Source organism: Pseudomonas sp. 13159349, from assembly GCF_013305685.1.
In the GTDB taxonomy this organism is placed as follows: Bacteria; Pseudomonadota; Gammaproteobacteria; order Pseudomonadales; family Pseudomonadaceae; genus Aquipseudomonas; species Aquipseudomonas asiatica.
This window is the reverse complement of the sequence record NZ_CP045553.1, coordinates 1,463,529-1,489,126: the sequence shown is the minus strand read 5'-3', so window position 1 is coordinate 1,489,126 and position 25,598 is coordinate 1,463,529. Positions and strand designations below refer to the sequence as shown.

24 protein-coding genes and 1 riboswitch are annotated in these 25,598 nt (G+C 63.6%); of the genes, 10 read left to right on the top strand and 14 right to left on the bottom strand.

The window, feature by feature from the left end:
* Nucleotides 1-28: 28 nt before the first annotated feature.
* A riboswitch (cobalamin riboswitch) is annotated at nt 29-249 on the bottom strand.
* 167 nt (nt 250-416) lie between these two features.
* On the top strand, nt 417-995 hold the full coding sequence (locus GEV38_RS07045; protein ID WP_015269242.1) for a hypothetical protein: 579 nt from the start codon (nt 417-419) through the stop codon (nt 993-995).
* Here GEV38_RS07045 and GEV38_RS07040 read toward each other — a convergent pair.
* Nucleotides 982-1,422, bottom strand: coding sequence for a hypothetical protein (locus GEV38_RS07040; RefSeq protein ID WP_173895511.1), 441 nt, complete (start codon nt 1,420-1,422; stop codon nt 982-984). The genes GEV38_RS07045 and GEV38_RS07040 overlap by 14 nt on opposite strands.
* Nucleotides 1,423-2,165: 743 nt before the next feature.
* On the opposite strand from GEV38_RS07040, the gene GEV38_RS07035 reads away from it, so the two are divergent.
* The gene (locus GEV38_RS07035) at nt 2,166-3,512 is read left to right on the top strand and encodes a sorbosone dehydrogenase family protein (protein WP_054573074.1); all 1,347 of its coding nucleotides are present in this window, start codon (nt 2,166-2,168) and stop codon (nt 3,510-3,512) included.
* Here GEV38_RS07035 and GEV38_RS07030 read toward each other — a convergent pair.
* The 5 genes from GEV38_RS07030 to GEV38_RS07010 all read right to left on the bottom strand — a co-directional run bounded on the left by GEV38_RS07030 (nt 3,478) and on the right by GEV38_RS07010 (nt 7,986).
* Entirely contained in the window at nt 3,478-4,011 is a 534-nt protein-coding gene (locus GEV38_RS07030) for a C40 family peptidase (RefSeq protein ID WP_013971371.1), read from the bottom strand. The genes GEV38_RS07035 and GEV38_RS07030 overlap by 35 nt on opposite strands.
* A gap of 139 nt (nt 4,012-4,150) precedes the next feature.
* Complete coding sequence (locus GEV38_RS07025; RefSeq protein ID WP_015269239.1) at nt 4,151-4,804, bottom strand: C40 family peptidase; 654 nt, start codon at nt 4,802-4,804, stop codon at nt 4,151-4,153.
* 125 nt (nt 4,805-4,929) lie between these two features.
* Entirely contained in the window at nt 4,930-5,637 is a 708-nt protein-coding gene (hda, locus tag GEV38_RS07020; protein ID WP_015269238.1) for a DnaA regulatory inactivator Hda, read from the bottom strand.
* Nucleotides 5,638-5,832: 195 nt separating this feature from the next.
* Nucleotides 5,833-6,906: an AI-2E family transporter gene (locus GEV38_RS07015; RefSeq protein ID WP_054573073.1), complete on the bottom strand. Its 1,074-nt coding sequence runs from the start codon at nt 6,904-6,906 to the stop codon at nt 5,833-5,835.
* Nucleotides 6,907-6,918: 12 nt separating this feature from the next.
* Nucleotides 6,919-7,986: a DUF2066 domain-containing protein gene (locus GEV38_RS07010; RefSeq protein ID WP_054573072.1), complete on the bottom strand. Its 1,068-nt coding sequence runs from the start codon at nt 7,984-7,986 to the stop codon at nt 6,919-6,921.
* 617 nt (nt 7,987-8,603) lie between these two features.
* Here GEV38_RS07010 and purM point away from each other — a divergent pair.
* The 4 genes from purM to GEV38_RS06990 all read left to right on the top strand — a co-directional run bounded on the left by purM (nt 8,604) and on the right by GEV38_RS06990 (nt 11,454).
* Nucleotides 8,604-9,662 carry a phosphoribosylformylglycinamidine cyclo-ligase gene (purM, locus tag GEV38_RS07005; protein WP_013971366.1) on the top strand — a complete coding sequence of 353 codons (1,059 nt, stop codon included), beginning with the start codon at nt 8,604-8,606 and terminating at the stop codon, nt 9,660-9,662.
* Nucleotides 9,662-10,315 carry a phosphoribosylglycinamide formyltransferase gene (gene purN / locus GEV38_RS07000; protein WP_015269235.1) on the top strand — a complete coding sequence of 218 codons (654 nt, stop codon included), beginning with the start codon at nt 9,662-9,664 and terminating at the stop codon, nt 10,313-10,315. The genes purM and purN overlap by 1 nt, the downstream gene beginning before the upstream one ends.
* Nucleotides 10,316-10,323: 8 nt before the next feature.
* Nucleotides 10,324-11,034 (top strand): DUF3108 domain-containing protein, encoded by a 711-nt coding sequence (locus GEV38_RS06995; RefSeq protein ID WP_015269234.1) that lies wholly within the window; start codon nt 10,324-10,326, stop codon nt 11,032-11,034.
* 237 nt (nt 11,035-11,271) lie between these two features.
* The gene (locus GEV38_RS06990; protein WP_015269233.1) at nt 11,272-11,454 is read left to right on the top strand and encodes a hypothetical protein; all 183 of its coding nucleotides are present in this window, start codon (nt 11,272-11,274) and stop codon (nt 11,452-11,454) included.
* Nucleotides 11,455-11,499: 45 nt separating this feature from the next.
* On the opposite strand, the gene GEV38_RS06985 is transcribed toward GEV38_RS06990, so the two are convergent.
* The 7 genes from GEV38_RS06985 to GEV38_RS06955 all read right to left on the bottom strand — a co-directional run bounded on the left by GEV38_RS06985 (nt 11,500) and on the right by GEV38_RS06955 (nt 19,983).
* Entirely contained in the window at nt 11,500-12,039 is a 540-nt protein-coding gene (locus tag GEV38_RS06985) for a DUF2058 domain-containing protein (protein WP_013971362.1), read from the bottom strand.
* A gap of 26 nt (nt 12,040-12,065) precedes the next feature.
* Entirely contained in the window at nt 12,066-12,899 is an 834-nt protein-coding gene (gene mazG, locus GEV38_RS06980; RefSeq protein ID WP_015269232.1) for a nucleoside triphosphate pyrophosphohydrolase, read from the bottom strand.
* Between the two features lie 145 nt (nt 12,900-13,044).
* Nucleotides 13,045-15,285, bottom strand: coding sequence for a GTP diphosphokinase (gene relA / locus GEV38_RS06975; RefSeq protein WP_015269231.1), 2,241 nt, complete (start codon nt 15,283-15,285; stop codon nt 13,045-13,047).
* A gap of 96 nt (nt 15,286-15,381) precedes the next feature.
* Complete coding sequence (rlmD, locus tag GEV38_RS06970; RefSeq protein WP_015269230.1) at nt 15,382-16,740, bottom strand: 23S rRNA (uracil(1939)-C(5))-methyltransferase RlmD; 1,359 nt, start codon at nt 16,738-16,740, stop codon at nt 15,382-15,384.
* The gene (gene cysM / locus GEV38_RS06965) at nt 16,741-17,640 is read right to left on the bottom strand and encodes a cysteine synthase CysM (protein WP_054573195.1); all 900 of its coding nucleotides are present in this window, start codon (nt 17,638-17,640) and stop codon (nt 16,741-16,743) included.
* Between the two features lie 237 nt (nt 17,641-17,877).
* Complete coding sequence (locus GEV38_RS06960; protein ID WP_015269228.1) at nt 17,878-19,260, bottom strand: sensor histidine kinase; 1,383 nt, start codon at nt 19,258-19,260, stop codon at nt 17,878-17,880.
* 3 nt (nt 19,261-19,263) lie between these two features.
* Nucleotides 19,264-19,983: a response regulator transcription factor gene (locus GEV38_RS06955; RefSeq protein ID WP_015269227.1), complete on the bottom strand. Its 720-nt coding sequence runs from the start codon at nt 19,981-19,983 to the stop codon at nt 19,264-19,266.
* Between the two features lie 193 nt (nt 19,984-20,176).
* Between GEV38_RS06955 and GEV38_RS06950 the strand changes: the two genes are divergently transcribed.
* The 4 genes from GEV38_RS06950 to GEV38_RS06935 all read left to right on the top strand — a co-directional run bounded on the left by GEV38_RS06950 (nt 20,177) and on the right by GEV38_RS06935 (nt 24,961).
* Nucleotides 20,177-22,933, top strand: coding sequence for a response regulator (locus tag GEV38_RS06950; RefSeq protein ID WP_015269226.1), 2,757 nt, complete (start codon nt 20,177-20,179; stop codon nt 22,931-22,933).
* Between the two features lie 168 nt (nt 22,934-23,101).
* The gene (locus GEV38_RS06945) at nt 23,102-24,091 is read left to right on the top strand and encodes a 2-hydroxyacid dehydrogenase (RefSeq protein WP_054573182.1); all 990 of its coding nucleotides are present in this window, start codon (nt 23,102-23,104) and stop codon (nt 24,089-24,091) included.
* 31 nt (nt 24,092-24,122) lie between these two features.
* On the top strand, nt 24,123-24,560 hold the full coding sequence (locus GEV38_RS06940) for a hypothetical protein (RefSeq protein WP_004375491.1): 438 nt from the start codon (nt 24,123-24,125) through the stop codon (nt 24,558-24,560).
* The gene (locus GEV38_RS06935; RefSeq protein WP_054573183.1) at nt 24,557-24,961 is read left to right on the top strand and encodes an META domain-containing protein; all 405 of its coding nucleotides are present in this window, start codon (nt 24,557-24,559) and stop codon (nt 24,959-24,961) included. Before GEV38_RS06940 ends, GEV38_RS06935 begins: the two co-directional genes overlap by 4 nt.
* A 117-nt stretch (nt 24,962-25,078) precedes the next feature.
* Here GEV38_RS06935 and GEV38_RS06930 read toward each other — a convergent pair whose 3' ends face one another.
* Nucleotides 25,079-25,543 carry a TlpA disulfide reductase family protein gene (locus tag GEV38_RS06930; RefSeq protein ID WP_054573184.1) on the bottom strand — a complete coding sequence of 155 codons (465 nt, stop codon included), beginning with the start codon at nt 25,541-25,543 and terminating at the stop codon, nt 25,079-25,081.
* Between the last annotated feature and the right edge of the window lie 55 nt (nt 25,544-25,598).

Here is a 25,598-nt window from a genome sequence, read left to right as displayed (position 1 = left end):
AACGGTGCACCGCGCATCACCCTCCGTGATGCCGTTGGCAGTATCAGGCCGGTCTCCGGGCTTGTGAGCGGGCCTTGGCCCAGGCCTGCGCGCCTTCCCGGGTGCTGGCACCCAGTGGCCCTGCGCGGCCGCGACTCACCTACCGTTGCGGGGGCAGCGCCGGAATCGCGCCATGCTGGCACCCACCGGCTTCCCAGTTTCACCCTGCCCAGTCGGGGCTGGCAGGGCACCTGAAACACGCGCGAAGGTTAGAGGGTTGGACCGGGAGCGTCAATCGAAGCGGGCCGCTTTGCAGCCGAACAGGCACCGCCCGGGTAATGGCCAATTCACCTTGTTGTGCCACACTGAATACAGTGATATCACATAGCCATCACTTTCAGCTGAACGCGATCACAACTACAACAGGAGAGCGCAGCATGCGAGGCCAGATCATCAACAACCCGCGCCTGGAGTTTCTTGCTCCGGTGCTGGAGCGCTGGGGCGACTGTATTGACCGCTTCAACCAGTTTGCTGGCGATGCCGAAGCACCTTACTGGCATGGCGCCGCCGCCAATACGGGGCTGCTTGCCGCAGCGGCCTGGCAAGCCGAACTGGCGGCGCTGCAGCAGTTTGCCGGCAAGAAGCAACGCGACGAAGGTGAACACGAAGGGCGCTGCGACCTGTCGATCAGCAGTGCCGATGAAGCGCTGTACCTCAGTGTCAGTCAGCGCTGGCCAAGAATCGCTCGGCTGGACATGGCCGACGCCCTGCAGCAGACCACTGCCCTGGCGCGCCAGGTGGCCTACCCCAGCCAGTTGAAAGCTGGTGCGCTGTTCATCAGCCCGTGGAAGGCTGGCCAGCATGCCAGCCCCGAGGAACTGCAGGACCTGGTCGACGATCTGCAGAAACATACCGCCTGTGCCATCGCCTGGTACTTCCCGTATGCCTACCGCAAGTTGCACAACGAGCTGGGGCAGTATTTCCCGGGGGTGGCGTTGCTGCTCAAGCAGGCTTGAAGCAACTTCGGCTCGGGCCGGGGCCGGAACTCGTTTCGCAAGCGCGACGTGGCTTCTGTGGGAGCGGGCGTGCCCGCGAAGAATCCAACGCGGTGGCTGGCACCGGCTGCGCCGGTGTTCGCGGGCGCGCCCGCTCCCACAGAGCCCTATTTAAGTCTCCTGTCGTAGTGAAGCGAGCCACCGCAGGTGCCCCACGCCCAGCCTTCATGAGGAGCCAGTTCCGATTACTGGTATTACACGACTGCGGTTTCTGACGATTTTTGCTCTTGCTCTTGCTCTTGCTCTTGCTCTTGCTCTTGATCTTGATCTTGATCTTGATCTTGATCTTGATCTTGATCTTGATCTTGATCTTGATCTTGATCTTGATCTTGATCTTCGCGACTTCAGGAGGCCGAGCAGAGGGCTTGCGGAGGGAGGTGACGGGCATGGATGCCCGTCAAGCGCTGAGGCCCCATGGATGGGGCCTGCAGCGCGTACTCCCGGGAGCAAGACCGGCGCGAGGGAACCCCGTAGCGTAGCGGAGGGGCCGGATGATGGGAGCGCAGCGTTTTTTGGTTACTTTTTGTCGCGTTTGACAAAAAGTGACTCGCCGTAAGGGCGAAAAGGTGAGTCAGCGTCGCCATCGTAAATGGACTATCCGCGAGATCAAGACCGGTACTTTTCCGCTCTTCGCTCTTCGCTCTTCGCTCTTCGCTCTTCGCTCTTCGCTCTTCGCTCTTCGCTTTCAAGCGTGGGCATCAACAACAAGGTCAACATTCATTTTCGAAGGTGGCGCTTAATCACCTTTCCGCCCTTACGGCGGGTCACTTTTTGTCAAACGCGACAAAAAGTAACCAAAAAACGCTGGCTCCCATCATCCGGCCCCTACGCTCCGCTCCGGGGTCCCCTCGCTACGGGCCTGCTCCCGGGAGTACGCGCTGCAGGCCCCATCCATGGGGCCTCAGCGCTTGACGGGCATCCATGCCCGTCACCTCCCTCCGCAGTCCCTCCGCTCGGCCTCCTGAAGTCGCAATCGGCGGCGCCTGAACTATTGCGCGCTTAAAAGCAAAAGCAAAAGCAAAAGCAACGGCAACGGCAACGGCAACGGCAACGGCAGTTGGATGGTTCCGGGAACCTGGCGAATGTCACCGACCTCTCAATTCATAGGCCCTGTTAGGAGGACGCCGCCCCATGAAACACCTGACGCCTTGGTTATTGGCCGCCAGCCTGACTGCCTGCGGCGAAACCGCCCTGCTGAATGTACTCGACGGCAGTGGCCCAACCCCCCAGCTGCCTGCTCCGGTCAAGACCACCCTCCCCACCGTGAATATCGCCCCGGCAGTGGGTTGGCCCAAGGACGCCAAGCCCGAGGCAGCACCAGGCACTCAGGTGAAAGCGTTCGCCAGCGGGCTCGACCACCCTCGCTGGCTATACCTGCTGCCCAACGGCGACGTCCTGGTGGCCGAAACCAATGCCCCGCCCAAGCCCGAAGATGGCAAGGGCCTGCGCGGCTGGGTCATGAAGAAGGTGATGAAGCGGGCAGGCGCAGGCGTACCCAGCGCAAACCGCATTACCCTGCTACGTGATGCCGACCACGACGGCGTGGCTGAAATCCGCACGACCTTCATCGAAGAGCTCAACTCACCGTTCGGCATGGCCCTGGTCGGCAAGGACCTCTACGTCGCCAACACCGACAGGCTGCTGCGCTTTCACTACGAGCCCGGTGCCATGCAAATTCGCAATGAAGGCCAGCCAGTGGTCGAGTTGCCAGGCGGGCCGCTCAACCACCACTGGACCAAGAACGTAATCGCCAGCCCTGATGGCAAGAAGCTTTTCGTGACGGTCGGCTCCAACAGCAACGTAGGCGAAAACGGCATGGACAAGGAACAGGGGCGCGCCGCGATCTGGGAAGTGGACCCCACCAGCGGCCAGCACCGCCTGTTCGCCACCGGCCTGCGCAACCCTAACGGCCTGGCCTGGGAGCCACACAGCGGTACGTTGTGGACGGCAGTCAACGAGCGTGACGAGATCGGTAGCGATCTGGTACCGGACTACATCACTTCCGTGAAGGACGGCGGTTTCTATGGCTGGCCCTATAGCTACTACGGCCGCCACGTGGACGAGCGCGTGCAACCGCCAGCGCCTGAAAAAGTAGCCCAGGCGCTGGTGCCCGACTACGCCGTAGGCCCACACACGGCATCGCTGGGGCTGGCATTCGCCGAACCGAACGGGCTACCACCGCCCTTCGAACAAGGGGCATTCGTGGGCCAGCACGGGTCGTGGAACCGCAAGCCACACAGTGGCTACAAGGTGATTTTCGTGCCGTTCGACCCATCAGGAAAGCCCTCGGGCAAGCCCGTAGACCTGCTTACCGGTTTTCTGGATGAGCATGGCAAGGCCCAAGGGCGCCCGGTCGGCGTAATCACCGACGGGCGTGGCGGCGTGCTGGTAGCCGATGATGTCGGCAACGTGGTCTGGCGGGTAAGCAAAGCCCCGCCTGTCCTCAGGGGTTCTGCGCCAGATGCCCTTGCGGAATGACGCGCTTGGCCTGCAGGTAAGCCTTGGCCCAGTAGCTGTTGGACAGGTAGTCCAAGCGCACCGTGCCGCCGCTGGAGGGTGCATGCACGAAGCGCCCTTCCCCCACATAAATGCCGGCATGGCTGACCTGCGAGCCGCCACTGGTGGCGAAGAACACCAAGTCGCCGGACTGCAGCGACTTGGCATCCACGGTTGGCGCGCGCATTACGATCATCTCACGCGTCGAACGCGGCAGGCTTATGCCGGCAGCATCACGATAGACGTACTTGATCAGGCCACTGCAATCGAAACCGGAGTCCGGCGTATTGCCACCCCAGCGATAAGGCGTGCCCACCAGGCCGATGGCACGCATCAGCACGTCATCGGCAATCGGCGACGGACTGGGCTGGCTATAGGTTACCTGCGGCTGTACCACAGGGGCCGGCGCAGGCGCACGGCTGGAGCAGGCAGCCAGCAAGGCTGCCAAGGAGAGAAATGCGAAGCGCGCCATCTTTACCATGGCCAGAACATCCTGTCTGAGTCCGCTGGGCCGCAGCCGAAAAGAGTTGAGAAATTAGATTAGACGCTTTCTATAAATGCGCACGGCGGCGAGCTTTTTTCAAAGCATCGCCGCCGCGGCAGGGTACATCATTTTGCTATCAGTTGCGCGCGATATTGGTGGTCGGCGCCATGGCCAAGGCACGCTTGGCTTCGATGAAGGTCTTGCTCCAGTAGCGGTCACCGAGGCTGTCGATGCGCACACCACCGCTGCGGCGGCTGCTGGAGTGAATGAACTGGTTGTCACCCAGGTAGATGCCAGCATGGCTGACGCGGCCGCGACCATTGGTGCTGAAGAACAGCAGGTCACCTGGCTTGAGTTTGTTGCGGGCCACTTTCGGGGCATCGACGTTGATCATTTCACGCGTGGAACGCGGCAGGGTCACACCCGCCTCTTCGCGGAACAGATAGCCGATGAAACCACTGCAGTCGAAGCCGGACTTCTCCGAGGTACCGCCGAAGCGATAGCGAGTGCCGATCAGCGACATGCCGCGCTCGAGAATGCTGTCAGCCAGAGCTGGCAACTGGTAAGGCTTGCTGCTGGAGAAGGTCTCCAGGTCATCTTCGGTAGCCAGCTCTTCCGGCTCGCCGAATACCGACGAGGAGGAGGCTTTGGCCTTGAAGGCCGATTGTGCGGCGATCGGGGAGTGATCCTGGGACTGCAGCTCTGAATGAGAAGCTGGGCCTTGGGCCGCGCAGCCAAAAAGCAGGGTCACGAGTGCGAGTGGCACGAGGGGTGCGAAGCGCTTCAGCATGGGCACGACCGTGTCTGTAATCCTTTAGAAGGGTGAAACTATGCCCTCTATCATGGCCATTTGCAAATTTTATCGAAAAAGATGTGACTTTTTCGTTTTGCCGCTCTGGCCCAGCGTTTTCGGGGTTACCAGCCCAGGGTTTCTTTGAGGAAAGGGATGGTGAGCTTGCGCTGTGCCTGCAACGAGGCCTGATCGAGGCGTTCCAGCAGGTCGAACAACGCGCTCATGCTGCGTGCGCCGCGGGTGAGGATGAAGTGGCCGACTTCGTCGGTAAGGTGCAGGCCGCGGCGCGAAGCACGCAGTTGCAGGGCACGCAGCTTGTCTTCATCGGACAGGCCACGCATCTGGAACACCAGGGCCAGGGTCAGCCGCGACTTCAGGTCCGGCAGCTTGATCGGCAGTTCGCGCGGCGATGCCGAGGCGGCCAGCAGCAGGCGCCGGCCGCTGTCACGCAGGCGGTTGAACAGGTGGAACATGGCCTCTTCCCAGTCAGCCTTGCCGGCGATCACGTGCAGGTCGTCGATGCATACCAGTTCGTACTGGGCCAGGTAGTCGAGCAGCTCTACGCCACGATCGAGCAATTGCGCCAGCGGCAGGTAGACGGCTGGTTCGCCGCGTTGCTGAAAGCGGTGGGTGGCGGCCTGTAGCAGGTGGGTCCGGCCAACACCCTGCTTGCCCCACAGGTAGATAAGGCTCTCGGTCCAGCCGGCGTCGGCTTCGCATAGCCGCTCGACGTAGCCCAATGCCGCAGCATTGGCGCCCGGATAGTAGTTGATGAAGGTGGCGTCATCGCGCAGGCGCACACCCAGGGGCAACTGGATCGGTGGTTTCATGCTCGCGGGCGGTCGACAGGACCGCAGGGGGCCTTTGGTGAACAATGTGCAAAGTCTATACCCGCAGCGCGGGGCGCACAATCACGGCAGCAGATAGCACAAGTAAAATCAACGAGTTGCGCTTTTTTTGGCTGTTTTGGGGCTGCTTTGCAGCCCCAATTTTCTTAACTGGCCGGCATTAAGGCGGCCCCGGGGTCACAACTCCGGGTCGATATCCCCGGCATACATGTCCGATTCCTTGTACAAGTCATGCACATGCCGCAGCAGCACCATGATCACCGCCGCCACCGGCAGCGCCAGCAACACCCCGGTAAAGCCGAACAGCTCACCGCCGGCCAGGATCGCGAAAATCACCGCAACCGGGTGCAGGCCAATGCGGTCACCGACCAGCAGCGGGGTCAGCACCATGCCTTCCAGCGCCTGGCCGACCATGAACACTGCGACGATACCCAGCATCGGGTACAGGTCGCCGCCAAACTGGAACAGGCCAGCCACCAAGGCCGCGCCGATCCCGATGATGAAACCCATGTACGGCACGATGGCAGCCAACCCGGCGAGCATGCCGATCAATAACCCCAGTTCCAGCCCCACCAGCATCAGCCCGGCCGAATAGATGATGCCCAAGGCCACCATCACCATCAATTGCCCGCGCACGAACGCCCCCAGCACCTCATGGCATTCGCCTGCAAGGCCCATCACTTGCGGCTCACGCTGGCGCGGCAGCAGGCCACGCAGCTTGGCCATCATCAAGTCCCAGTCGCGCAGCAGATAGAAACCCACCACCGGGATCAGCACCATGTTGGCCAGCCAGGCCATCAGCGCCAGGCTCGAGGCAGTGGCATGGGACAGCAGCACACCGACGATATCGGTGGTCTGGCCCATGTGCGAGCCGATGGCGGCCTTGATCTTGTCGAACTTCCAGAAGCCGTCAGCCAGGCCCAGGCGGCTCTGCACCCAGGGCAGCGCCACGTGCTCGAGCCAGTCGAGCATCTGCGGCGCCAGTTCGTACAGGCGCACCAGCTGCTTGGCCAGCAGCGGCACCAGAACCAGCAGCAAGGCCAGCAACAGCAAGGTGAACAGGCCGAACACCACCACTACGCCCCAGGTGCGCGACAGCCCCAGGCGCTCCAGGCGGTCGACCAGCGGGTCGGCCAGATAGGCCAGCAGCACGCCGACCAGGAACGGGGTAAGAATGTTGTGCAGGCTGTAAAGCAGCACGGCGACCAGCAGGGCAACGCCCAGCCAGATCCAACGACGTACGTCGGTCACGGTGTGCTCCCCTTACCAGCGAAAACGCAAACCGTCGAACGGCTTGGGTGCTGGCTGGGCCGGCACTGGTTGCCCAGCGCCGGCAGCGTCTGCCGGAGCTGGAGGGGGCTGCACAGCGGGCGCCTGCTCTACCGGTACTTCCTGCAGCTTGGCCAGGCCAAGCTGGGCGCGCAGCTGTTCGCGGTTGGCGGTCACACCGTAGGTCAGGGTGCTGCCTTCGGCCATCTGCAGGCGCGGGCCAAAGGGTTCGAGCACGCGGGCCAGCTCGGCGTAGCGCTGCAGGTTCATCCCCTGCACTTGCAACTGCAACTGGCTGCTGGCCCCCGGGCGGGTGACGTAGCGCGGCGCCAGGCGGCTGCTGAGCGCCAGCATCACGGCGTCGGCCAGCGCTGCCGGGTCGGCACCCTCGGCGGTGCCTTGCTCACGCTGGTCACCCAGCCAAAGCTGCCATTTGCCCTGCCATTTGCCGTCGGCTTCCCGGGCATGCACCGCCAGCAAGGCATCGGCGCCGTAGCGCCCTGAGGCGTCGCGCAGCGCCGCAGGGTCACTGCCTTCGATCTGCTCGGCATTGGCCACCAATTGCTCCTGCAAGTCGGCCAGCGGCAGCCGCAACGGCAGGCCACGGTGCTGGGCGGCACGACGCAGGGGTTGGGCGCTGGCCTGGCCGTCACCTACCAGGTTGCTGCCTTCGACACTGTCGTTCAGCCACCATCCGAGGATCGAGGGGCGGTTGCTGCCCCACAAGGCCAGGCCGGCCTTGCGCAAGGCCCGTTCGGTACTGCCAGGGTCGAACTCGACCAACACCGACTCGGGTGGCCCGGCTTCGCTGGCGACCTGGTTGATGATTTGCTGCGGGTCCTTGCGCAAAGCGGCCAATGCCGGGCTTTGTGCCGCCTTGGGGTCGCCGGTCAGGCGCGTTACCAGGGTATCGAGAGCCTGGATGGTAGCCGCGGCACGGGCTTCGGCGCCCTGCCCTGTGACCGGCTCGCGCACCTGGTAAAGGCCGGAGACATTTTCAGCCTGGGCACTGGCCGAGATCAGGGCCAGGCAACCGACTGCCAGAATATTGAAGAGACGCATGGAGGATTCCTGTCCATTTACCGCAATGCCTATACCTTATACACGGGGGCGAAAGGTAACCAGTCGCGAGGATGAAAGATTGGTTGCGGAGATTGCCTGGGAAATGTAATGGGTCTGACAGGTGTTCGCCGCAACAGGTTCAGAGCCTGCGCGTGCATGGCGCGGCCCTTGTGGCGCCTGCGAGATCGAGCGCCGCCCGCGCGGCGCTTCGCGGGACAAGCCCGCTCCCACATCTGTTTCGGGCCAGTAACGCCTGTGCCATTGCACACGACCGCCTTGTTTGCCCGACGCAATATCGAGGTGGACGCCAAGGGGCCGCGCGCCTCTGCCTCAGAAATAATTGGCCCGAAACAAATGTGGGAGCGGGCTTGTCCCGCGAAGCGCCGCGCGGGCGGCGCTCGATCTCACAGGCTCCACACCTCTCGTGGCGTACACCCCCAACTTTTTACCTATTTTCATGCCCTGCCCGTCGGCCTGAGGATGGCCGCTGCCCGGCAACCCTGATAAAATCGCGCGCCTTCACAGACCACTGACGTTTCAGGCAGCCGCCGCTTACCAGCCGGCCTTGGCCGTCATGGTCGTTTTTAAGAATCCCTCCCTCCTAAAGGCCTGGATCAATGAGCAAGCAACCCTCCCTGAGCTACAAGGACGCCGGTGTAGACATCGACGCCGGCGAAGCACTGGTCGAACGCATCAAGGGCGTGGCAAAACGCACCGCACGCCCTGAAGTCATGGGTGGCCTGGGCGGCTTCGGCGCCCTCTGCGAGATCCCGGCCGGCTACAAGCAGCCGGTGCTGGTCTCCGGCACCGACGGCGTCGGCACCAAGCTGCGCCTGGCACTGAACCTGAACAAGCACGACAGCATCGGCCAGGACCTGGTCGCCATGTGCGTCAACGACCTGGTCGTGTGCGGCGCCGAGCCGCTGTTCTTCCTCGACTACTATGCCACCGGCAAACTGAACGTCGACGTGGCCGCCACCGTGGTCACCGGCATCGGTGCCGGTTGCGAACTGGCCGGCTGCTCGCTGGTCGGTGGTGAAACCGCCGAAATGCCTGGCATGTACGAAGGCGAAGACTACGACCTGGCCGGCTTCTGCGTCGGCGTGGTGGAAAAGGCCGAGATCATCGACGGCTCCAAGGTTGCCACCGGCGACGCACTGATCGCCCTGCCGTCCTCGGGCCCGCACTCCAACGGCTACTCGCTGATCCGCAAGATCCTCGAAGTGTCCGCCACCGACATCGAGAACACCCAGCTGGACGGCAAGCCGCTGACCGACCTGCTGATGGCGCCGACCCGCATCTACGTCAAGCCGCTGCTGCAACTGATCAAGAACACCGGCGCGGTCAAGGCCATGGCCCACATCACCGGTGGCGGCCTGCTGGACAACATCCCGCGCGTACTGCCGGCCAACGCCCAGGCGGTCATCGACGTGGCCAGCTGGCAGCGCCCGGCGGTGTTCGACTTCCTGCAGGAAAAAGGCAACGTCGACGAGCATGAAATGCACCGCGTGCTGAACTGCGGCGTCGGCATGGTCATCTGCGTGGCCCAGGACCAGGTAGAAGCAGCCCTGAACGAACTGCGCGCCGCTGGCGAGCAGCCATGGGTGATCGGCCACATCGCCGAAGCCGCCGAAGGCGCTGCCCAGGTCGAGCTGCAAAACCTCAAGGCACACTGATGCCAAGCAAGACCTGCAATGTAGTGGTACTGCTGTCGGGCTCCGGCAGCAACCTGCAAGCCCTGATCGACAGCTGCCAAGGCCAGGACAGCCCGGTGCGCATCCGTGCGGTGGTTTCCAACCGCGCCGATGCCTACGGCCTGCAACGCGCCGCGGCGGCCGGCATCGACAGCGTCGTGCTCGAGCACACCCAGTTCGACGGCCGTGAAGCCTTCGATGCCGCGCTCATGGCGCGCATCGACGGTTTCGCCCCGGACCTGGTGGTGCTGGCCGGTTTCATGCGCATCCTCAGTGGCGACTTCGTGCGCCACTACCAGGGCCGCCTGCTCAACATCCACCCGTCGCTGCTGCCCAAATACAAGGGCCTTCATACCCACCGTCGGGCGCTGGAGGCAGGCGACGCCGAGCACGGCTGCAGCGTACACTTCGTGACTGAGGAACTCGATGGCGGCCCACTGGTCGTACAGGCTGTGGTACCGGTGGCGCCTGACGACACCGTCGAAAGCCTGGCCCAGCGGGTACACCGCCAGGAACACCTGATTTACCCGCTGGCGGTGCGCTGGTTCGCCGAAGGGCGCTTGCGCCTTGGCGAACAGGGTGCATTACTGGATGGCCAGCCCCTGGCGGCCAGCGGTCACTTGATTCGATCCTAGGAGAATTTATGCGTCGCGCCCTGCTCTTGGCTCTCGCCGTGCTCGCCCTGCCCCTCCAGGCAGCTGATCTGAAGCCTTTCTCGGCCAGCTATACCGCAGACTGGAAGCAACTGCCCATGAGCGGCACCGCCGAGCGCAGCCTGGTCAAGAATGCCAACGGTACCTGGGACCTTAATTTCAAGGCTTCCATGATGATCGCCAGCCTGACCGAGCAAAGCACCCTCCGCATGGACAACGACACCCTGCTGCCACAGAAGTACCACTTCGAGCGTGGTGGCCTGGGCAAGGCCAAGAAGGTTGACCTGACTTTCGACTGGAACAGCAAAAAGGTCACCGGCAGCGACCGTGGCGATGCCATCAACCTGCCGCTGAACCGTGGCGTGCTGGACAAGTCGTCCTATCAGCTGGCCCTGCAACATGACGTGGCCGCCGGCAAGAAGAGCATGACCTATCAGGTGGTTGACGGTGACGAGATCGACACCTACGACTTCCGCGTGCTGGGCACCGAAAAGGTCACTACCAAGACTGGCCAGGTCGATGCGGTGAAGGTCGAGCGCGTGCGCGACCCAAGCCAGAGCAAGCGCATCACCGAGCTGTGGTTCGCAAAGAACTGGGACTACCTGCTGGTGCAACTGCGCCAGGTCGAGACCGATGGCAAGGAATACGTGATCGTGCTGCAGGACGGCACGGTCGATGGCAAGCCGGTGAAGGGCAACTGAGCCAGCGCTGCCAGCAGCACCCGAAGCCCCGCCTTGTGCGGGGCTTTTTTCTGCCTGCCTTGCAGCGACGCCTGTAGGAGCGGCCTTGTGTCGCTCCTACAAAAGCGCACCTGCCGACCCAAACGCTGATCATGAAACTTGTTTCATGCCGGTTTTATTTACTTAGCCTGCTAACAAACTCTATAAAGAGGCTGTGCGACACAGTGTCGCAGCCAACTGAAGCAGTGGAGTTTAACGATGACAGTCCAAGTAACCGAACGCGACGAATCGAAAATATCCCACGAAGGCCTGGCCGCTGGTGTGCGGATCTGGGATGTGCACCAACAGGGCCAACTGGTGGGGATGTTCCACAACGAACACGAAGCACACCAGTACCGCGCAGAGCTGGAAACTTTGGAGAACCAGCGCGCCACGCAATGACCCATCTTCAAATGAAAAACCCCGCCAAGGCGGGGTTTTTCGTGGTTACCACATCAGATCATCAGGGATCTTGTAGGCCGCGTACGGGTCGTCCTCGTCCGCTTCCTCGACATGGGTGTTCAGCAGCAGGACACGGCCAGGATCGCGTTCCTGGATCTTCAATGCCGCCTCACGAGGGATCACCTCGTAGCCGCCGGCAAACGACACCACGGCCAGCGCACCATTGCTCAGCTTGGTCCGCATCAGGGCATTGACGGCAATGCGCTTGACCTTCTTGTCGTCGACGAAATTGTAGTAGTCCTCGGTGCTCAGCTTCGGCAGGCGAGTCGCTTCGATCAACTGCTTGATCTGCGCGGCGCGGGCCTTCTGCTCGGCTTTTTCCTGCTGCTGGCGGTTCAGTTCCTGGTCACGCTTGGCTTTCTCGGCCATGGCTTCCTTGGCCATGCGCTGCTGGCTGTCGTCCACCTCGACCTGGCCTTTGTGCTCCAGGCGTTTCTGTTTCTTCTCGGCTTTGTTGGCCTGGGAAACCTGTTTCTGGTTGACCAGACCGGCTTTGAGCAGTTGGTCGCGAAGGGAAAGGCTCATGAATGTTCACTCACTTATGCAACAGCTCAGCCGCAGCTGGGCAGGTTCTTTTCCTGACGTTTGGCTTCACCCCAAAGGGCATCCAGTTCATCAAGGTTACAATCTTCGATGGGGCGGCCACTGTCGCGCAATGCCTGTTCGATGAAGCGGAAACGCCGCTCGAACTTGCGATTGGCACGGCGCAGGGCGTGTTCCGGATCATGCTTGAGGTGGCGGGCCAGGTTGACGGCGGCAAACAACAGGTCGCCGATTTCATCCTCGAGCGCATCGGCATCGCCGTCGGCCATGGCCTGCAGTACTTCGTCCAGCTCTTCGCGCACCTTGTCCAGCACCGGCAATGCCGCAGGCCAGTCGAAACCGACCGTGGCCGCGCGCTTTTGCAGTTTGGCTGCCCGCGACAACGCCGGCAATGCCGCTGGTACGTCGTCGAGCAACGACAGCTGTTCGGGCTGGCTCTTTTCCGCGCGCTCTTCAGCCTTGATTTCTTCCCAGCGTGACTTGACCTGGGCCTCGTCCAGGCTGGGGGTGTCCACCGGCGCATACAGCTCGCCGGTGGGGAATACATGCGGGTGACGGCGAATGAGCTTGCGGGTGATGCTGTCGACCACGCCGTCGAACTCGAAACGCCCCTCCTCGCGGGCCAGCTGGCTGTAGTAGACCACCTGGAACAGCAAGTCGCCCAGCTCACCTTGCAGGTGCTCGAAGTCGCCGCGCTCGATGGTGTCGGCAACCTCGTAGGCCTCTTCGATGGTGTGCGGGACGATGCTCGCGTAGTTCTGCTTCAGGTCCCATGGGCAGCCGTACTGCGGGTCGCGCAGGCGGGCCATGAGGTGCAGCAGGTCTTCGAGGGTGTAGGTCATGGTCAGCTATTCCTCGGCGGGGGCTTTGCCCCCGATCGACGGCAAGCAAGCTCCCACCGGTATTGCACAGGACTTGAGGCCTGCGGAGTACCGGTGGGAGCTGGCTTGCCGGCGATGGGCCGCACAGCGGCCCCAATCCAGATTATCAAGGTGTACGATTACGCCGCGTCTCGATGATGTTGGGCAACTGCGAGATCCGCCCCAGCAGGCGCCCCAGCGCATCCAGGCCTGGAATCTCGATGGTCAGCGACATCAGCGCGGTGTTGTCTTCCTTGTTCGAGCGGGTGTTCACCGCCAGCACGTTGATCTTTTCGTTCAGAAGCACTTGCGACACATCGCGCAGCAAGCCCGGGCGGTCGTAGGCACGGATGACGATGTCGACCGGGTAGGTCTGCACCGGGATCGGCCCCCAGCTTACCTGGATCATGCGCTCCGGTTCCTTGCCCGCCAACTGCAGCACCGAAGCGCAGTCCTGGCGGTGGATGCTCACACCGCGGCCCTGAGTGATGTAGCCGACGATGGCGTCGCCCGGCAGCGGCTGGCAGCAGCCGGCCATCTGCGTCAGCAGGTTGCCGACACCCTGGATCTGGATGTCGCCACGCTTGCCGGTACGCGGCCCGGTAGGCTTGCGCGGTACCAGTTCGATCTGCTCGATGCGCTCGGGCTCAAGCAGCTGCTGGGCGGCGTTGACCAGGTGCGCCAGGCGCAGGTCGCCGGCACCGAGCGAGGCGAACATGTCCTCGGCGGTCTTGACGTTGGTCTTCTCGGCCAGGCGCTCGAAATCCACCTGCGGCAGGCCCAGGCGGCTGAGCTCGCGTTCGAGCAAGGTCTTGCCGGCAGCGACGTTCTGGTCGCGTGCCTGCAGCTTGAACCAGTGCACGATCTTGGCCCGCGCCCGCGAGGTAGTGACGTAGCCCAGGTTGGAGTTCAACCAGTCACGGCTAGGATTGCCGTGCTTGCTGGTAATGATCTCGACCTGCTCGCCGGTCTGCAGGCTGTAGTTGAGCGGCACGATGCGCCCGTTGATCTTGGCGCCGCGGCAGTTGTGGCCGATTTCGGTGTGCACGCGGTAGGCGAAGTCCAGCGGCGTGGCACCCTTTGGCAAGTCGATGGCGTGGCCGTCCGGGGTAAACACATAGACCCGGTCCGGCTCGATGTCGACCCGCAGCTGCTCGGCCAGGCCACCGATGTCGCCCAGCTCTTCGTGCCACTCCAGCACCTGGCGCAGCCAGGAGATCTTCTCTTCGTAATGGTTGGAACTGGACTTGACGTCGGTGCCCTTGTAGCGCCAGTGGGCACATACCCCAAGCTCGGCTTCCTCGTGCATGCCGTGGGTACGGATCTGCACTTCCAGCACCTTGCCCTCGGGGCCGATCACCGCGGTGTGCAGCGAGCGATAGCCGTTCTCCTTGGGGTTGGCGATGTAATCGTCGAACTCCTTGGGGATATGCCGCCACAGGGTATGCACGATGCCCAACGCGGTGTAGCAGTCGCGAATTTCCGGCACCAGCACGCGTACCGCGCGCACGTCGTAGATCTGGCTGAATTCCAGGCCTTTGCGCTGCATCTTGCGCCAGATCGAATAGATATGTTTCGCCCGGCCGCTGATGTCGGCCTTGACGCCAGTGGCCAGCAGCTCGTTCTGCAGCTGGTTCATAACCTCGCTGATGAACCGCTCGCGGTCCAACCGGCGCTCGTGCAGCAGCTTGGCGATCTGTTTGTACTGGTCGGGTTCGAGGTAGCGGAAGGAAAGGTCTTCCAACTCCCACTTGATGTGGCCGATACCCAGGCGGTGCGCCAGCGGCGCATAGATATCGAACACCTCGCGCGCGACACGCAGGCGTTTCTCGTCGTCGGCGGCCTTGACCGCACGGATCGCGCAGGTGCGCTCGGCCAGCTTGATGAGCGCCACGCGCACGTCGTCGACCATGGCCACGAGCATCTTGCGCAGGTTCTCGACCTGCGCCTGCGAGCCCAGCACCAGCGATTGGCGCGGGCTGAGGCTGGCGCTGATGGCGGCCATGCGCAGCACACCGTCGATCAGCTTGGACACTACCGGGCCAAAGCGCTGGCTGACCTCGGCCAGGGTCACTTTGCCCTCGCGTACCGAGCGGTAGATGACCGCCGCCACCAGGGAATCCTGGTCGAGCTTGAGGTCGGCTAGGATTTCCGCGATCTCAAGGCCCGCCTGGAAGCTGGACGTACCGTCCGCCCAGGAATGCTTGGCCGGGTTGCCCTTTTTCTCGACTTCATGGGCAAACTCGCAGGCCTCTTTCAGCGCTGCGCGATCCAGTGCCGAATCGACGCTTACCACATGGTCCAACCATGCTTCGAGATTGATACTGCCGTCGGTGTTGACCGGCTGGTGCACTCTCACCTGTACCATCTTTGTTTTACCTTTCCATACAGCACACCACACGGGTGCGCTGGCGATCACCGTGCGGCCACCATTCCATGAAAGCCGCACCAAGGGGCCAGTCAGCTAGCCCGCTTCGAATAACGCCATGGCCTCGACATGCGCCGTCTGAGGAAACATGTCGAGAATCCCGGCCCTTTTTAACCGGTACCCCTGGCCGACCAGCACCTGCGCGTCTCGCGCCAGCGTGGCCGGGTTGCACGATACATAGACCAGCCTTCTGGCCTTGAGGCGGGCGATGCCTTGCACCACCTCGAAAGCACCGTCGCGCGGTGGATCCAAGAGTACCGCAGAAAAGCCCTCGGCGGCCCATCCGGCACCCGCCAAAGGCTGCGATAAATCGGCCTGAAAAAACCGTGCGTTATGCACATTGTTGTTCCGGGCATTGGCCGCGGCCCGATCGACCATGGCCTGCACTCCTTCCACTGCCACTACCTCGCGCGCCTGCCGGGCCAGTGGCAGGGCGAAGTTGCCCAGGCCGCAGAACAGGTCCAGCACACGCTCGTCGGCCTGCGGTGCGAGCCAGGCCAGGGCCTGCTCTATCATCGCCGTGTTGACCTGGGCATTCACCTGCACGAAGTCACCTGGGCGCCAGGCCAGTTCCAGCTGCCAGGGCGCCAAGGCAAAGCCCAACTGCGCGGCCGGGTCCACTGGCGCCGGCTCCCCTTCGCCCTGCAGCCACAACTGGGCATTGGCCTGTTCGCAGAACGCCTGCAGCCTGGCCAGGTCTTCAGCGGGCAACGGCGCGACATGGCGCACCAGCAGCGCCTCGGCAGTACCGCTGAACAGTTCTACATGGCCCAGCGCCTGCGGCTTGCTCAGCGAGCGCAGCACGGTCGGTAAATGGCGCAGAATCGACTGCAAGGGCTGTACCAGCACCGCGCAATCGTCGATGGCAATGACGTCCTGGCTGGCTTCGGCGCGGAAGCCGACCTCCAGTTGCCGCGCCTTTATGTCCCAGCGCACGGCCACGCGGGCGCGACGCCGGTAGCCGAACTCCGGCCCGCTCAGCGGTGCGGCCCATTCCTCGGGCTGCACGCCGGCCACCCGCTGCAGCTGCTCTGCCAGGGTGCGCTGCTTGAGCGCCAACTGCGCTTCGTGCGGCAGGTGCTGCAGGTTGCAGCCTCCGCAACGCTCGTAATACCGGCACGGTGCCTGACGGCGTTCGGTGCTGGCCTGCAGCAGGCGCTCCAGGCGGGCCTCGACCACTTTGCCACGGGCATTGAGCACCCGCGCCTCAACGGCCTCACCGGCCAGGGCGCCGCTGACGAACCAGGTGCGCCCTTCGTGGAAGGCAATGCCCCGGCCGTCACCGGCCAGGCGCTCGATTTCCAGGCGCTGCTTCTTGCCCACCGGGACCTGGGGGCTGCGGTTGCCGCCGGCCGGCTGGAAGCGCAGGCCGCTGTTGCTTTTCTTCTTGGACATTTAGCTCGGGTCGAACAGGCCGGTGGACAGGTAACGGTCGCCGCGGTCGCAGATGATCGCGACCATCGTGGCATTCTCCACCTCGCGGGACAGGCGCAGCATGGCCGCGACTGCACCACCGGAAGACACGCCGCAGAAAATGCCCTCTTCACGGGCAAGGCGGCGGGTGGTTTCCTCTGCTTCCTGCTGCGACATGTCGACCACGCGGTCGACACGGCTGGCGTCGAAGATTTTCGGCAGGTATTCCTCGGGCCAGCGGCGGATGCCCGGAATTGCCGAGCCTTCCATTGGTTGCAGGCCGATGATCTGCACCGCCGGGTTTTGTTCCTTGAGGTACTGCGAGCAGCCCATGATGGTACCGGTGGTACCCATGGAGCTGATGAAATGAGTGATGGTGCCTTGGGTCTGCTGCCAGATCTCGGGGCCGGTGCTGTTGTAGTGGGCGATGGGGTTGTCGCCGTTGGCGAACTGGTCCAGCACCAGGCCGCGGCCTTCGGCCTGCAGCTTCTCGGCCAGGTCACGGGCGCCCTCCATGCCCTCTGCCTTGGTCACCAGGATCAGCTCGGCGCCGTAGGCGGTCATGGCGGCCTTGCGTTCGGCGGTGGAGTTGTCGGGCATGATCAGGATCATCTTGTAGCCCTTGATCGCCGCAGCCATCGCCAGGGCGATGCCGGTGTTGCCGGAGGTGGCTTCGATCAGGGTATCGCCGGGCTTGATCTGGCCGCGCAGTTCGGCGCGGGTGATCATCGACAGTGCCGGGCGGTCCTTCACCGAGCCGGCGGGATTGTTACCTTCGAGCTTGAGCAGGAGGGTGTTGCTGGTTTCGCCAGCAATACGCTGCAGGCGAACCAGGGGCGTATTGCCGACGCAATCGGCGATGGTTGGGTACTGCAAGGTCATGGCGTATTTCACAATCCGGACGGCAGGGGTGCCTATCATACCGGCAAACCCTTCCTGGCCATATCACGCAATCTGTGATGAATATAGCTACAAGCTATATATCGGCGTGTATTGCGTGTACGGCCTTTGTAGGAGCGGCCTTGTGTCGCGATGGGGCGCGCAGCGGCCCCGGCAATATATGCGGCGAAGCTGAAACCTTGGGGCCGCTGCGCGCCCCATCGCGACACAAGGCCGCTCCTACAGGGACCGCGTTAAACTCAAGCGCTGTGGTGAGGCCGGCACATGTAATGGCAAGCGCATCCACAACCGCAGCCCATACTTGCCATTCTGCGCCCACAAGGTGCCACCCTGGCGCTGGATGGCACTGCGGGCGATGCTCAGCCCCAGGCCGAAACCACCATCCCCGGGCCGCGAACCGTCCAGCCGTGAGAACGGTGCAAAGATCCGCTCCAGGTCTTCTTCAGCCACGCCACCGCCTTCGTCTTCCAGCCACAACCGCCAATACCCGCCTTCACGCTGCCCACCGAGGCGCACCACACCCTCGGCCGGCGAGTGACGAATGGCATTGCGCAACATGTTCTCCAGCGCCTGGGCCAGGTAGTTCAGGTTGCCCTGCACCCAGCAGTCCGCCGGCACTTCGCAGCGCAGCCGCGCCGGGGCCCAGCCGCTTTCGTAACTGGCATTCTCGGCCAGCAGCTCCCACAGCGCCTGCACCTCGATCGGCTCAAGGTTCATCGGCGCACGGTCGGCGTCCTGCCAGGCCAGTTGCAGGGTATCCTCGACCAGCTGCTGCATGCAGTCCACCTCCCGTGCCAGGCGTTCACGCAGGCGCTGCAGGTCGGTTTCACCATCGCAGGCCACCCGCAGCCGGCTGAGTGGCGTACGCATTTCGTGAGACAGATCACGCAGCAACTGCTGCTGCATGGCTACCGTGCCCTGCAGCCGCTCGGCCATCTGGTCGAAGGCACGGGCCAGTTCACCCAGCTCGTCATGCCGGGCGATGGTGCGTGAGTCGAGGCGAGCCGACAACTGGTCGGCGCGCCAGGCATTGGCCTGCTCGCGCAATTGGTTCAACGGCACGATCAGCATGCGATAAAGGCCAACGCACAACAGCAGGGTGAACAGACCCGGGATGATGCCGTTGGTGATGATACGCCACAGCATCCGGTACTGGCCGGGGTTGAAGCGCTGCGGCAGTTCGATCACCAACATGCCCTGCTCCGGTGCCCCCGGGAACGGTATGCGCAACCACGGCTGGTCGACACTGCGCCGGCTCATCGGCCAGTCGACACCGCGCAGGCGGGTCAACCGCTGCATGATCTGCGGGTCGAGGCTGGCGCTGTCGAGCGGCCGCAGGTTCAGGTCGAGCACGCCGACCCAGCCGCGTTCGCGCTGGTGCATCGTCGCCACCCAGCGGTCCAGCCCTGCCCGCCCACCACTGCGCCATGCCTGCTCGGCCTCGGCGGCATAGCCACGCAAAGCCTGCCGCGCCGGCTCCGAAAGGAAGGCGTTCTGGGTCTCCATGTGCCGGCCCCAGGTGTAACTGAGGCCGATCATCAGCAGGCAGAAGCCCACCAGCAGGATCGCCAGCTTCCAGAACAGCGAATGGCGGTCGAGCATGGGTTACTCCGCCTCGCTGGCGCTGAGCACGTAGCCCTTGCCCCACACGGTACGGATCTGCCGTTCGTGATAGCCGATGCCCTTGAGCTTGCGGCGTATCTGGCTGACGTGCATGTCCAGGCTGCGGTCATGCCGCGAATAGCCTCGCTGCAGTACTTGCTGGTAAAGGAATGGCTTGCTCAGCACTTCGTCGAGGTTGCGGTTGAGAATGTCGAGCAGGCGGTATTCGCTGGGTGTCAGGCCGGCCAGGCGGCCATCCAGGCGCACGTCGCACAGCGCCTCGTCGTATTGCAACTCGCCACTGCCGTCCTGCACCTGCGGAGTTTGATGGCGCCGCTCGAGGGCCACACGGCGCAGGATAGCCTCGATGCGCACCCGCAGCTCTGCCATGCTGAACGGCTTGGGCAGGTAGTCGTCGGCACCACGCTGGAAGCCGCTGATGCGGTCGGCTTCGGCACCTAGCGCCGACATCAGGATCACCGGCGTGGCGCTGCGCTTGCGCAACTGCGCCAGGGCATCCAGGCCGTTTAGCCCGGGCAGCAGGATGTCCATGAGCACCACGTCGAAAGCATGGCGCCCCGCCGTTTCCAGGCCCTCCAGGCCATTGCGGCACCAGGTCACCTGGAAGCCGCCGCGCTGCAGCTCTTCGTGCAGATAGGCACCGAGGACCGGATCATCCTCGATGGCGAGGATATTGGAGTTGTGAATAGCTACAGGATTCATTGGCAACTGCCATGCATTCTCAATTGCGTGATTATTGAGTATCCAGCGCCTGCCAGGCAACCGCCCTGCGACCAATGCCGCTGCAAGGGCACAAAACACGTACTAAAGAGGTGCAATAGCACGGCAGGCGGAGTAACTTCCCGGCTTGGCCGTCATCGCTTGACGGTGTCCAGGCACATGACAGGAGGCAAGTGTGCTCGATCGCTTGGGAATTCGCAGCCGGGTCCTGCTGCTGGCCCTGCTGCCGGCCGGCCTGATGGCATTGGTGCTGGGTAGCTACTTCACCTGGCTGCAACAGAACGACCTGCGCACCCAGCTGCTGCAACGCGGCAAGATGATCGCCGAGCAACTGGCGCCGTTGGCCGCGCCCGCCATGGCCAAGCTGGCACCGGCACAACTTGAGCGCATTGCCGCACAAACACTGGAGCAGGCCGATGTGCGCGCAGTCGCCTTCCTGGCCCCGGACCGCACGCGCCTGGCCCATGCCGGCCCGAGCATGCTAAACCAGCCGCCCAGCGGCGGCACCGGCACCCAACTGCTGCAACGCAGCGGCAATGACGCCACCCGCTATCTGATGCCAGTGTTCGGCCACCACCGCGACCTGGCCACCGATGCCGTGCCGACCGAAGCCGAACGCCTGCTGGGCTGGGTCGAGATCGAGCTGTCCCACGACGGCACCCTGCTGCGCGGCTACCGCAATCTGTTCACCAGCCTGTTGCTGATTCTCGCCTGCCTGGTGCTCAGCGGCCTGCTGGCACTGCGCATGAGCCGCACCATCAACGACCCGATCAAGCGCATCAAGCATGCGGTCAACCAGCTCAAGGACGGCCACCTCGAGGAGCGCCTGCCGGCCATGGGCAGCCACGAGCTTGACGAGCTGGCGCGCGGCATCAACCGTATGGCCGAAACCTTGCACAACGCCCACGAAGAGCTGCAGCACAGCATCGACCAGGCCACCGAGGACGTACGCCAGAACCTGGAAACCATCGAGATCCAGAACATCGAGCTGGACATGGCGCGCAAGGAAGCCTTGGAGGCCAGCCGCATCAAGTCGGAATTCCTGGCCAACATGAGCCACGAAATCCGCACCCCGCTCAACGGCATCCTCGGTTTCACCCACCTGCTGCAAAAAAGCGAGCTGACACCGCGCCAGCTCGACTACCTGAGCACCATCGAGAAGTCTGCCGACAACCTGCTCGGGATCATCAACGAGATCCTCGACTTCTCCAAGATCGAGGCCGGCAAGCTGGTGCTCGACAGCATCCCCTTCAACCTGCGCGACCTGATCCAGGACACCCTGACCATCCTCGCCCCGGCCGCCCACGCCAAGCAGCTGGAGCTGCTCAGCCTGATCTACCGCGATACCCCGTCGTCGCTGATCGGCGACCCGTTGCGGCTCAAGCAGATCCTTACCAACCTGGTCAGCAACGCAATCAAGTTCACCCGCGAGGGCACCATCGTCGTACGCGCCATGCTCGAAGATGAGCACGAGGACAGTGCGCAGCTGCGCATCAGCGTGCAGGACACCGGCATCGGCTTGTCGCCGCAGGATGTGCGTACGCTGTTCCAGGCCTTCAGCCAGGCCGACAACTCGCTGGCCCGCCAGCCTGGCGGCACCGGCCTGGGGCTGGTGATTTCCAAGCGCCTGATCGAGCAGATGGGCGGCGAAATCGGCGTCGACAGCACCCCGGGCGAGGGCTCGCAGTTCTGGATCAGCCTCAACCTGCCCAAGGCCCACGATGGTGTCGAGGAGCTGCCGCTGCAACCGCTGCTGGGCCGCCGCGCAGCCATCGTCGATGGCCACGAACTGGCGCGCCAGGCGTTGGAGCACCAGCTGGAAGACTGCGGCCTCAGCGTCAGCCTGTTCGCCTCCTTCGACCAACTGCTGCAGGGCGTGCAAGCCGCCAGCCAGGCCGGCCTGCCGTTCGAGTTCGCCGTGCTCGGGGCCAACCTTGGCAACCTGTCGCCCGAGCAGTTGGGCCATTACCATCAGCAGCTCGAGCGCTACCATTGCCAGTGCGTGGTGCTGTGCCCGACCACCGAGCAGGCGCTGTACCACCCGTACCTGCCCAACGGCCATGGCCAGTTGCTGTCCAAGCCGACCTGCACGCGCAAACTGCGCCGCCTGTTGCTGGAACTGGTACAACCACGCCGCCCGCAGGGCGAGGTGAACAGCATCAACGGCCAGCGTCAGCCGAAGATCCTCTGCGTCGACGACAACCCCGCCAACCTGCTGCTGGTGCAGACCCTGCTCGAAGACCTGGGCGCCGAGGTGCTGGCCGTCGACAACGGCTATGCGGCAGTACAGGCGGTACAGGACGAACCGTTCGACCTGGTGCTGATGGACGTGCAGATGCCCGGCATGGACGGCCGCGCCTGTACCGAGCAGATCCGCCTGTGGGAAAACACCCAAAGTGGCAACCCGTTGCCGATCGTCGCCCTCACCGCCCACGCCATGGCCAACGAGAAACGCGCGTTGCTGCACGGAGGCATGGACGACTACCTGACCAAGCCGATCAGCGAACGGCAGCTGGCCCAGGTGGTAATGAAATGGACCGGCCTGAGCCTGGGTGCGCCAGAGCAGGAACGCCTGGCCGAGCAACTGGCCAACGGTGATGACCTGAAGGTGCTGGACCCTGAGGAAGGCCTGCGCCTGGCCGCCGGCAAAGCGGACCTGGCGGCCGATATGCTGAGCATGCTGCTGAGCTCGCTGGAAGCCGACCGCGAAGCCATACGTGCCGCCCGCGAGGCCGACGACCGCAACCGCCTGATCGAACAGGTGCACCGCCTGAACGGCGCCTCGCGTTATTGCGGCGTACCGCAGTTGCGGGCCGCGTGCCAGCGCAGCGAAACCTTGCTCAAGCAGGAAAACCCGCTGGCACAACTGGCACTGGACGAACTGGATGCGGCGATCAACCGCCTGGCGGCGCAGGCCAGATTGAGCGCCTGACCTCACCGGCCCTATCGCCGGCAAGCCAGCTCCCACAGGAAATCACTGCTCTTGAAGGCTGTGTTGTACCTGTGGGAGCTGGCTTGCCGGCGATAGGGCCGGTCCAGGTCAACACCCCTTTCAACCCGCTGGCTACAATCCCCAGACCACTGCAAAGGAAGCCCCACCATGCGCGCCCTGTTGTTCAGCAGCCAGCACTACGACCAGGAAAGCTTCACCCGTGCCGCCAGCGGCACCACCCTGGACCTGCACTTCCAGCCCGCCCGCCTGACCCTCGACACCGCTGCCCTGGCCGATGGCTACGAGGTGGTCTGCGCCTTCATCAATGACGAGCTCGACGCCCAGGTGCTGCAGCGCCTGGCCGCAGGCGGCACGCGCCTGGTCGCCCTGCGCTCGGCCGGCTACAACCATGTCGACCTGGCCGCCGCCCAGCGCCTGGGCCTGACCGTAGTGCGAGTGCCGGCCTACTCGCCGCACGCCGTGGCCGAACACGCCGTGGCGCTGATCCTGGCCCTGAACCGGCGCCTGCACCGGGCCTACAACCGCACCCGCGAGGGTGACTTCACCCTGCACGGGCTGACCGGCTTCGACCTGCACGGCAAGACCGTCGGCGTGGTCGGTACCGGCCAGATCGGCACAGCCTTTGCTCGCATCATGGCTGGTTTCGGCTGCCAGTTACTGGCTTATGACCCCTACCCCAACCCCGAGTTGCTGGCCTTGGGCGCGCGCTACCTGCCATTGCCCGAGTTGCTGCGCGAATCCCGCGTCATCAGCCTGCACTGCCCGTTGACCGAGCACACCCGGCACCTGATCAATGCACAAAGCCTGGCCCAGTTGCAGCCCGGCGCCATGTTGATCAACACCGGCCGCGGGGCGCTGGTCGACACCCCGGCGCTTATTGATGCGCTGAAGAGCGGCCAGCTCGGCTACCTCGGCCTGGACGTATACGAAGAAGAAGCCCAGCTGTTCTTCGAGGACCGCTCCGACCTGCCGCTGCAGGACGACGTGCTGGCCCGTCTGCTGACCTTCCCCAACGTGATCATCACTGCCCACCAGGCGTTCCTTACCCGCGAGGCACTGGATGCCATCGCCGCGACCACGCTGGACAACATCAACCGCTGGGCGGCAGGCAATCCACAGAATCTGGTGATGGGTTAGTGCTAGGATACGCGGCATTTCTGGAGGACCCATGGTCGAGCACGATTTCCGCTACACCCTTTTCAACCCGCAACATACCCTGATCGAGTGCCGCGCCCTGGTGCCGGGCCGCTACCAGGTCACCGGCAACGGCGGCTCGATGCACAAAGGCGACACCCTGCTGGTCACCCTCAAGGGCAGCAAGGACTTGTCCATGCGCCTGACAGTGGAGAGCGTGCGCCACCTGATCAACCCGCGCGGCCAGTGGGTTGCCGTGGCCAGCGGCCCGGTGTTCAACGAGCTGGAAATCCTCACCTGGCAGGTCGCGTGCGACAGCTGCGACGCCGTGCTGGACTTCGAGTTCGCGGTGGACGCCAAGCTGGGCAAGAAAGCCCGCCAGCCTGCCGCCAGCGCGCGCGTTGCCGAGCTGGGCTGGGCCAGCCGTGGCGAAAAACACTTGTGCCCGCGTTGCCAGGAGAGCGCCGAGTGAAAAATCTGCTGACCGGCGTGCTGATTGCCACCGGCCTGCTCGGCTGCGCCGCAGATCCTTCCAAGCTGCAGCAGGAGCGCAGCTATGTGCTGGAGTGGATTGGCGAACGGCCGCTGATCGACTACAGCCACCTGACCCTGACCTTGGCCAGCGATGGCCGTGCCTATGGCAATGGCGGCTGCAACCACTGGTTCGCGCCATACACACTGGACGGCGAGCACCTCAGCTTCGGCAAGGTCGGCAAGACCCGTAAGCTCTGTGCGCCGGCGTTGATGGAACAGGAAAAACGCTTCCTGCAGGCGCTGGAAACAGTGCAGCGCTGGGATGTGTCGCCTATCGAGCAGATGCGTTTCTGGCCGGCCGAAGGCAAGCCGCTGCGCTTCTGGCCTGAGGAAGGCTGAATATTGCCGGGGCCGCTTTGCGGCCCATCGCGGCACAAGGCCGCTCCTACATGGGATGCGATCTCCTGTAGGAGCGGCCTTGTGTCGCGATGGGCTGCAAAGCAGCCCCAAAATGCATCAGGCGCCCTTCAGCGCCTTGATCTTGGCCTGCAGCCCTTCCAGAGTCTGCTCGCCCATAAGTTGCTCCCGCACCTTGCCCTTGTCATCGATGATGTAGGTCACCGGCAATGCCTCGCTACGTGGCAGGTCATAGCGCTCGGCCGGGTCCTGCGCCAATACGGTGAAAGCGATCCCCAGGGTTTCGGCAGCCTGCGTCAGCTCCTGCCCTTGCAAACCATCGAAGTTCACCCCCACTACCTTGATACCATCGGCCGCCCACTGCTTGGCTGCCGCGTTCAGTTCAGGGATTTCGGTACGGCACGGCCCGCACCATTCGGCCCAGTAGTTGAGCACCAGCCAGTGCCCGTCGATCTGTTCGGCCTTAACCGTATTACCGTGTTGGTCCACGCCATAATCGGCACCGCAACCACCGAGCAACAGGCTCGCGGTGATGGCCAGTACTGCTGCCAGACGCCTTGCCATGGGTCAATCCTTCTCGAGTTTTAAAGCAAATTGGTCAGTCGCTGCGGTTAGAATA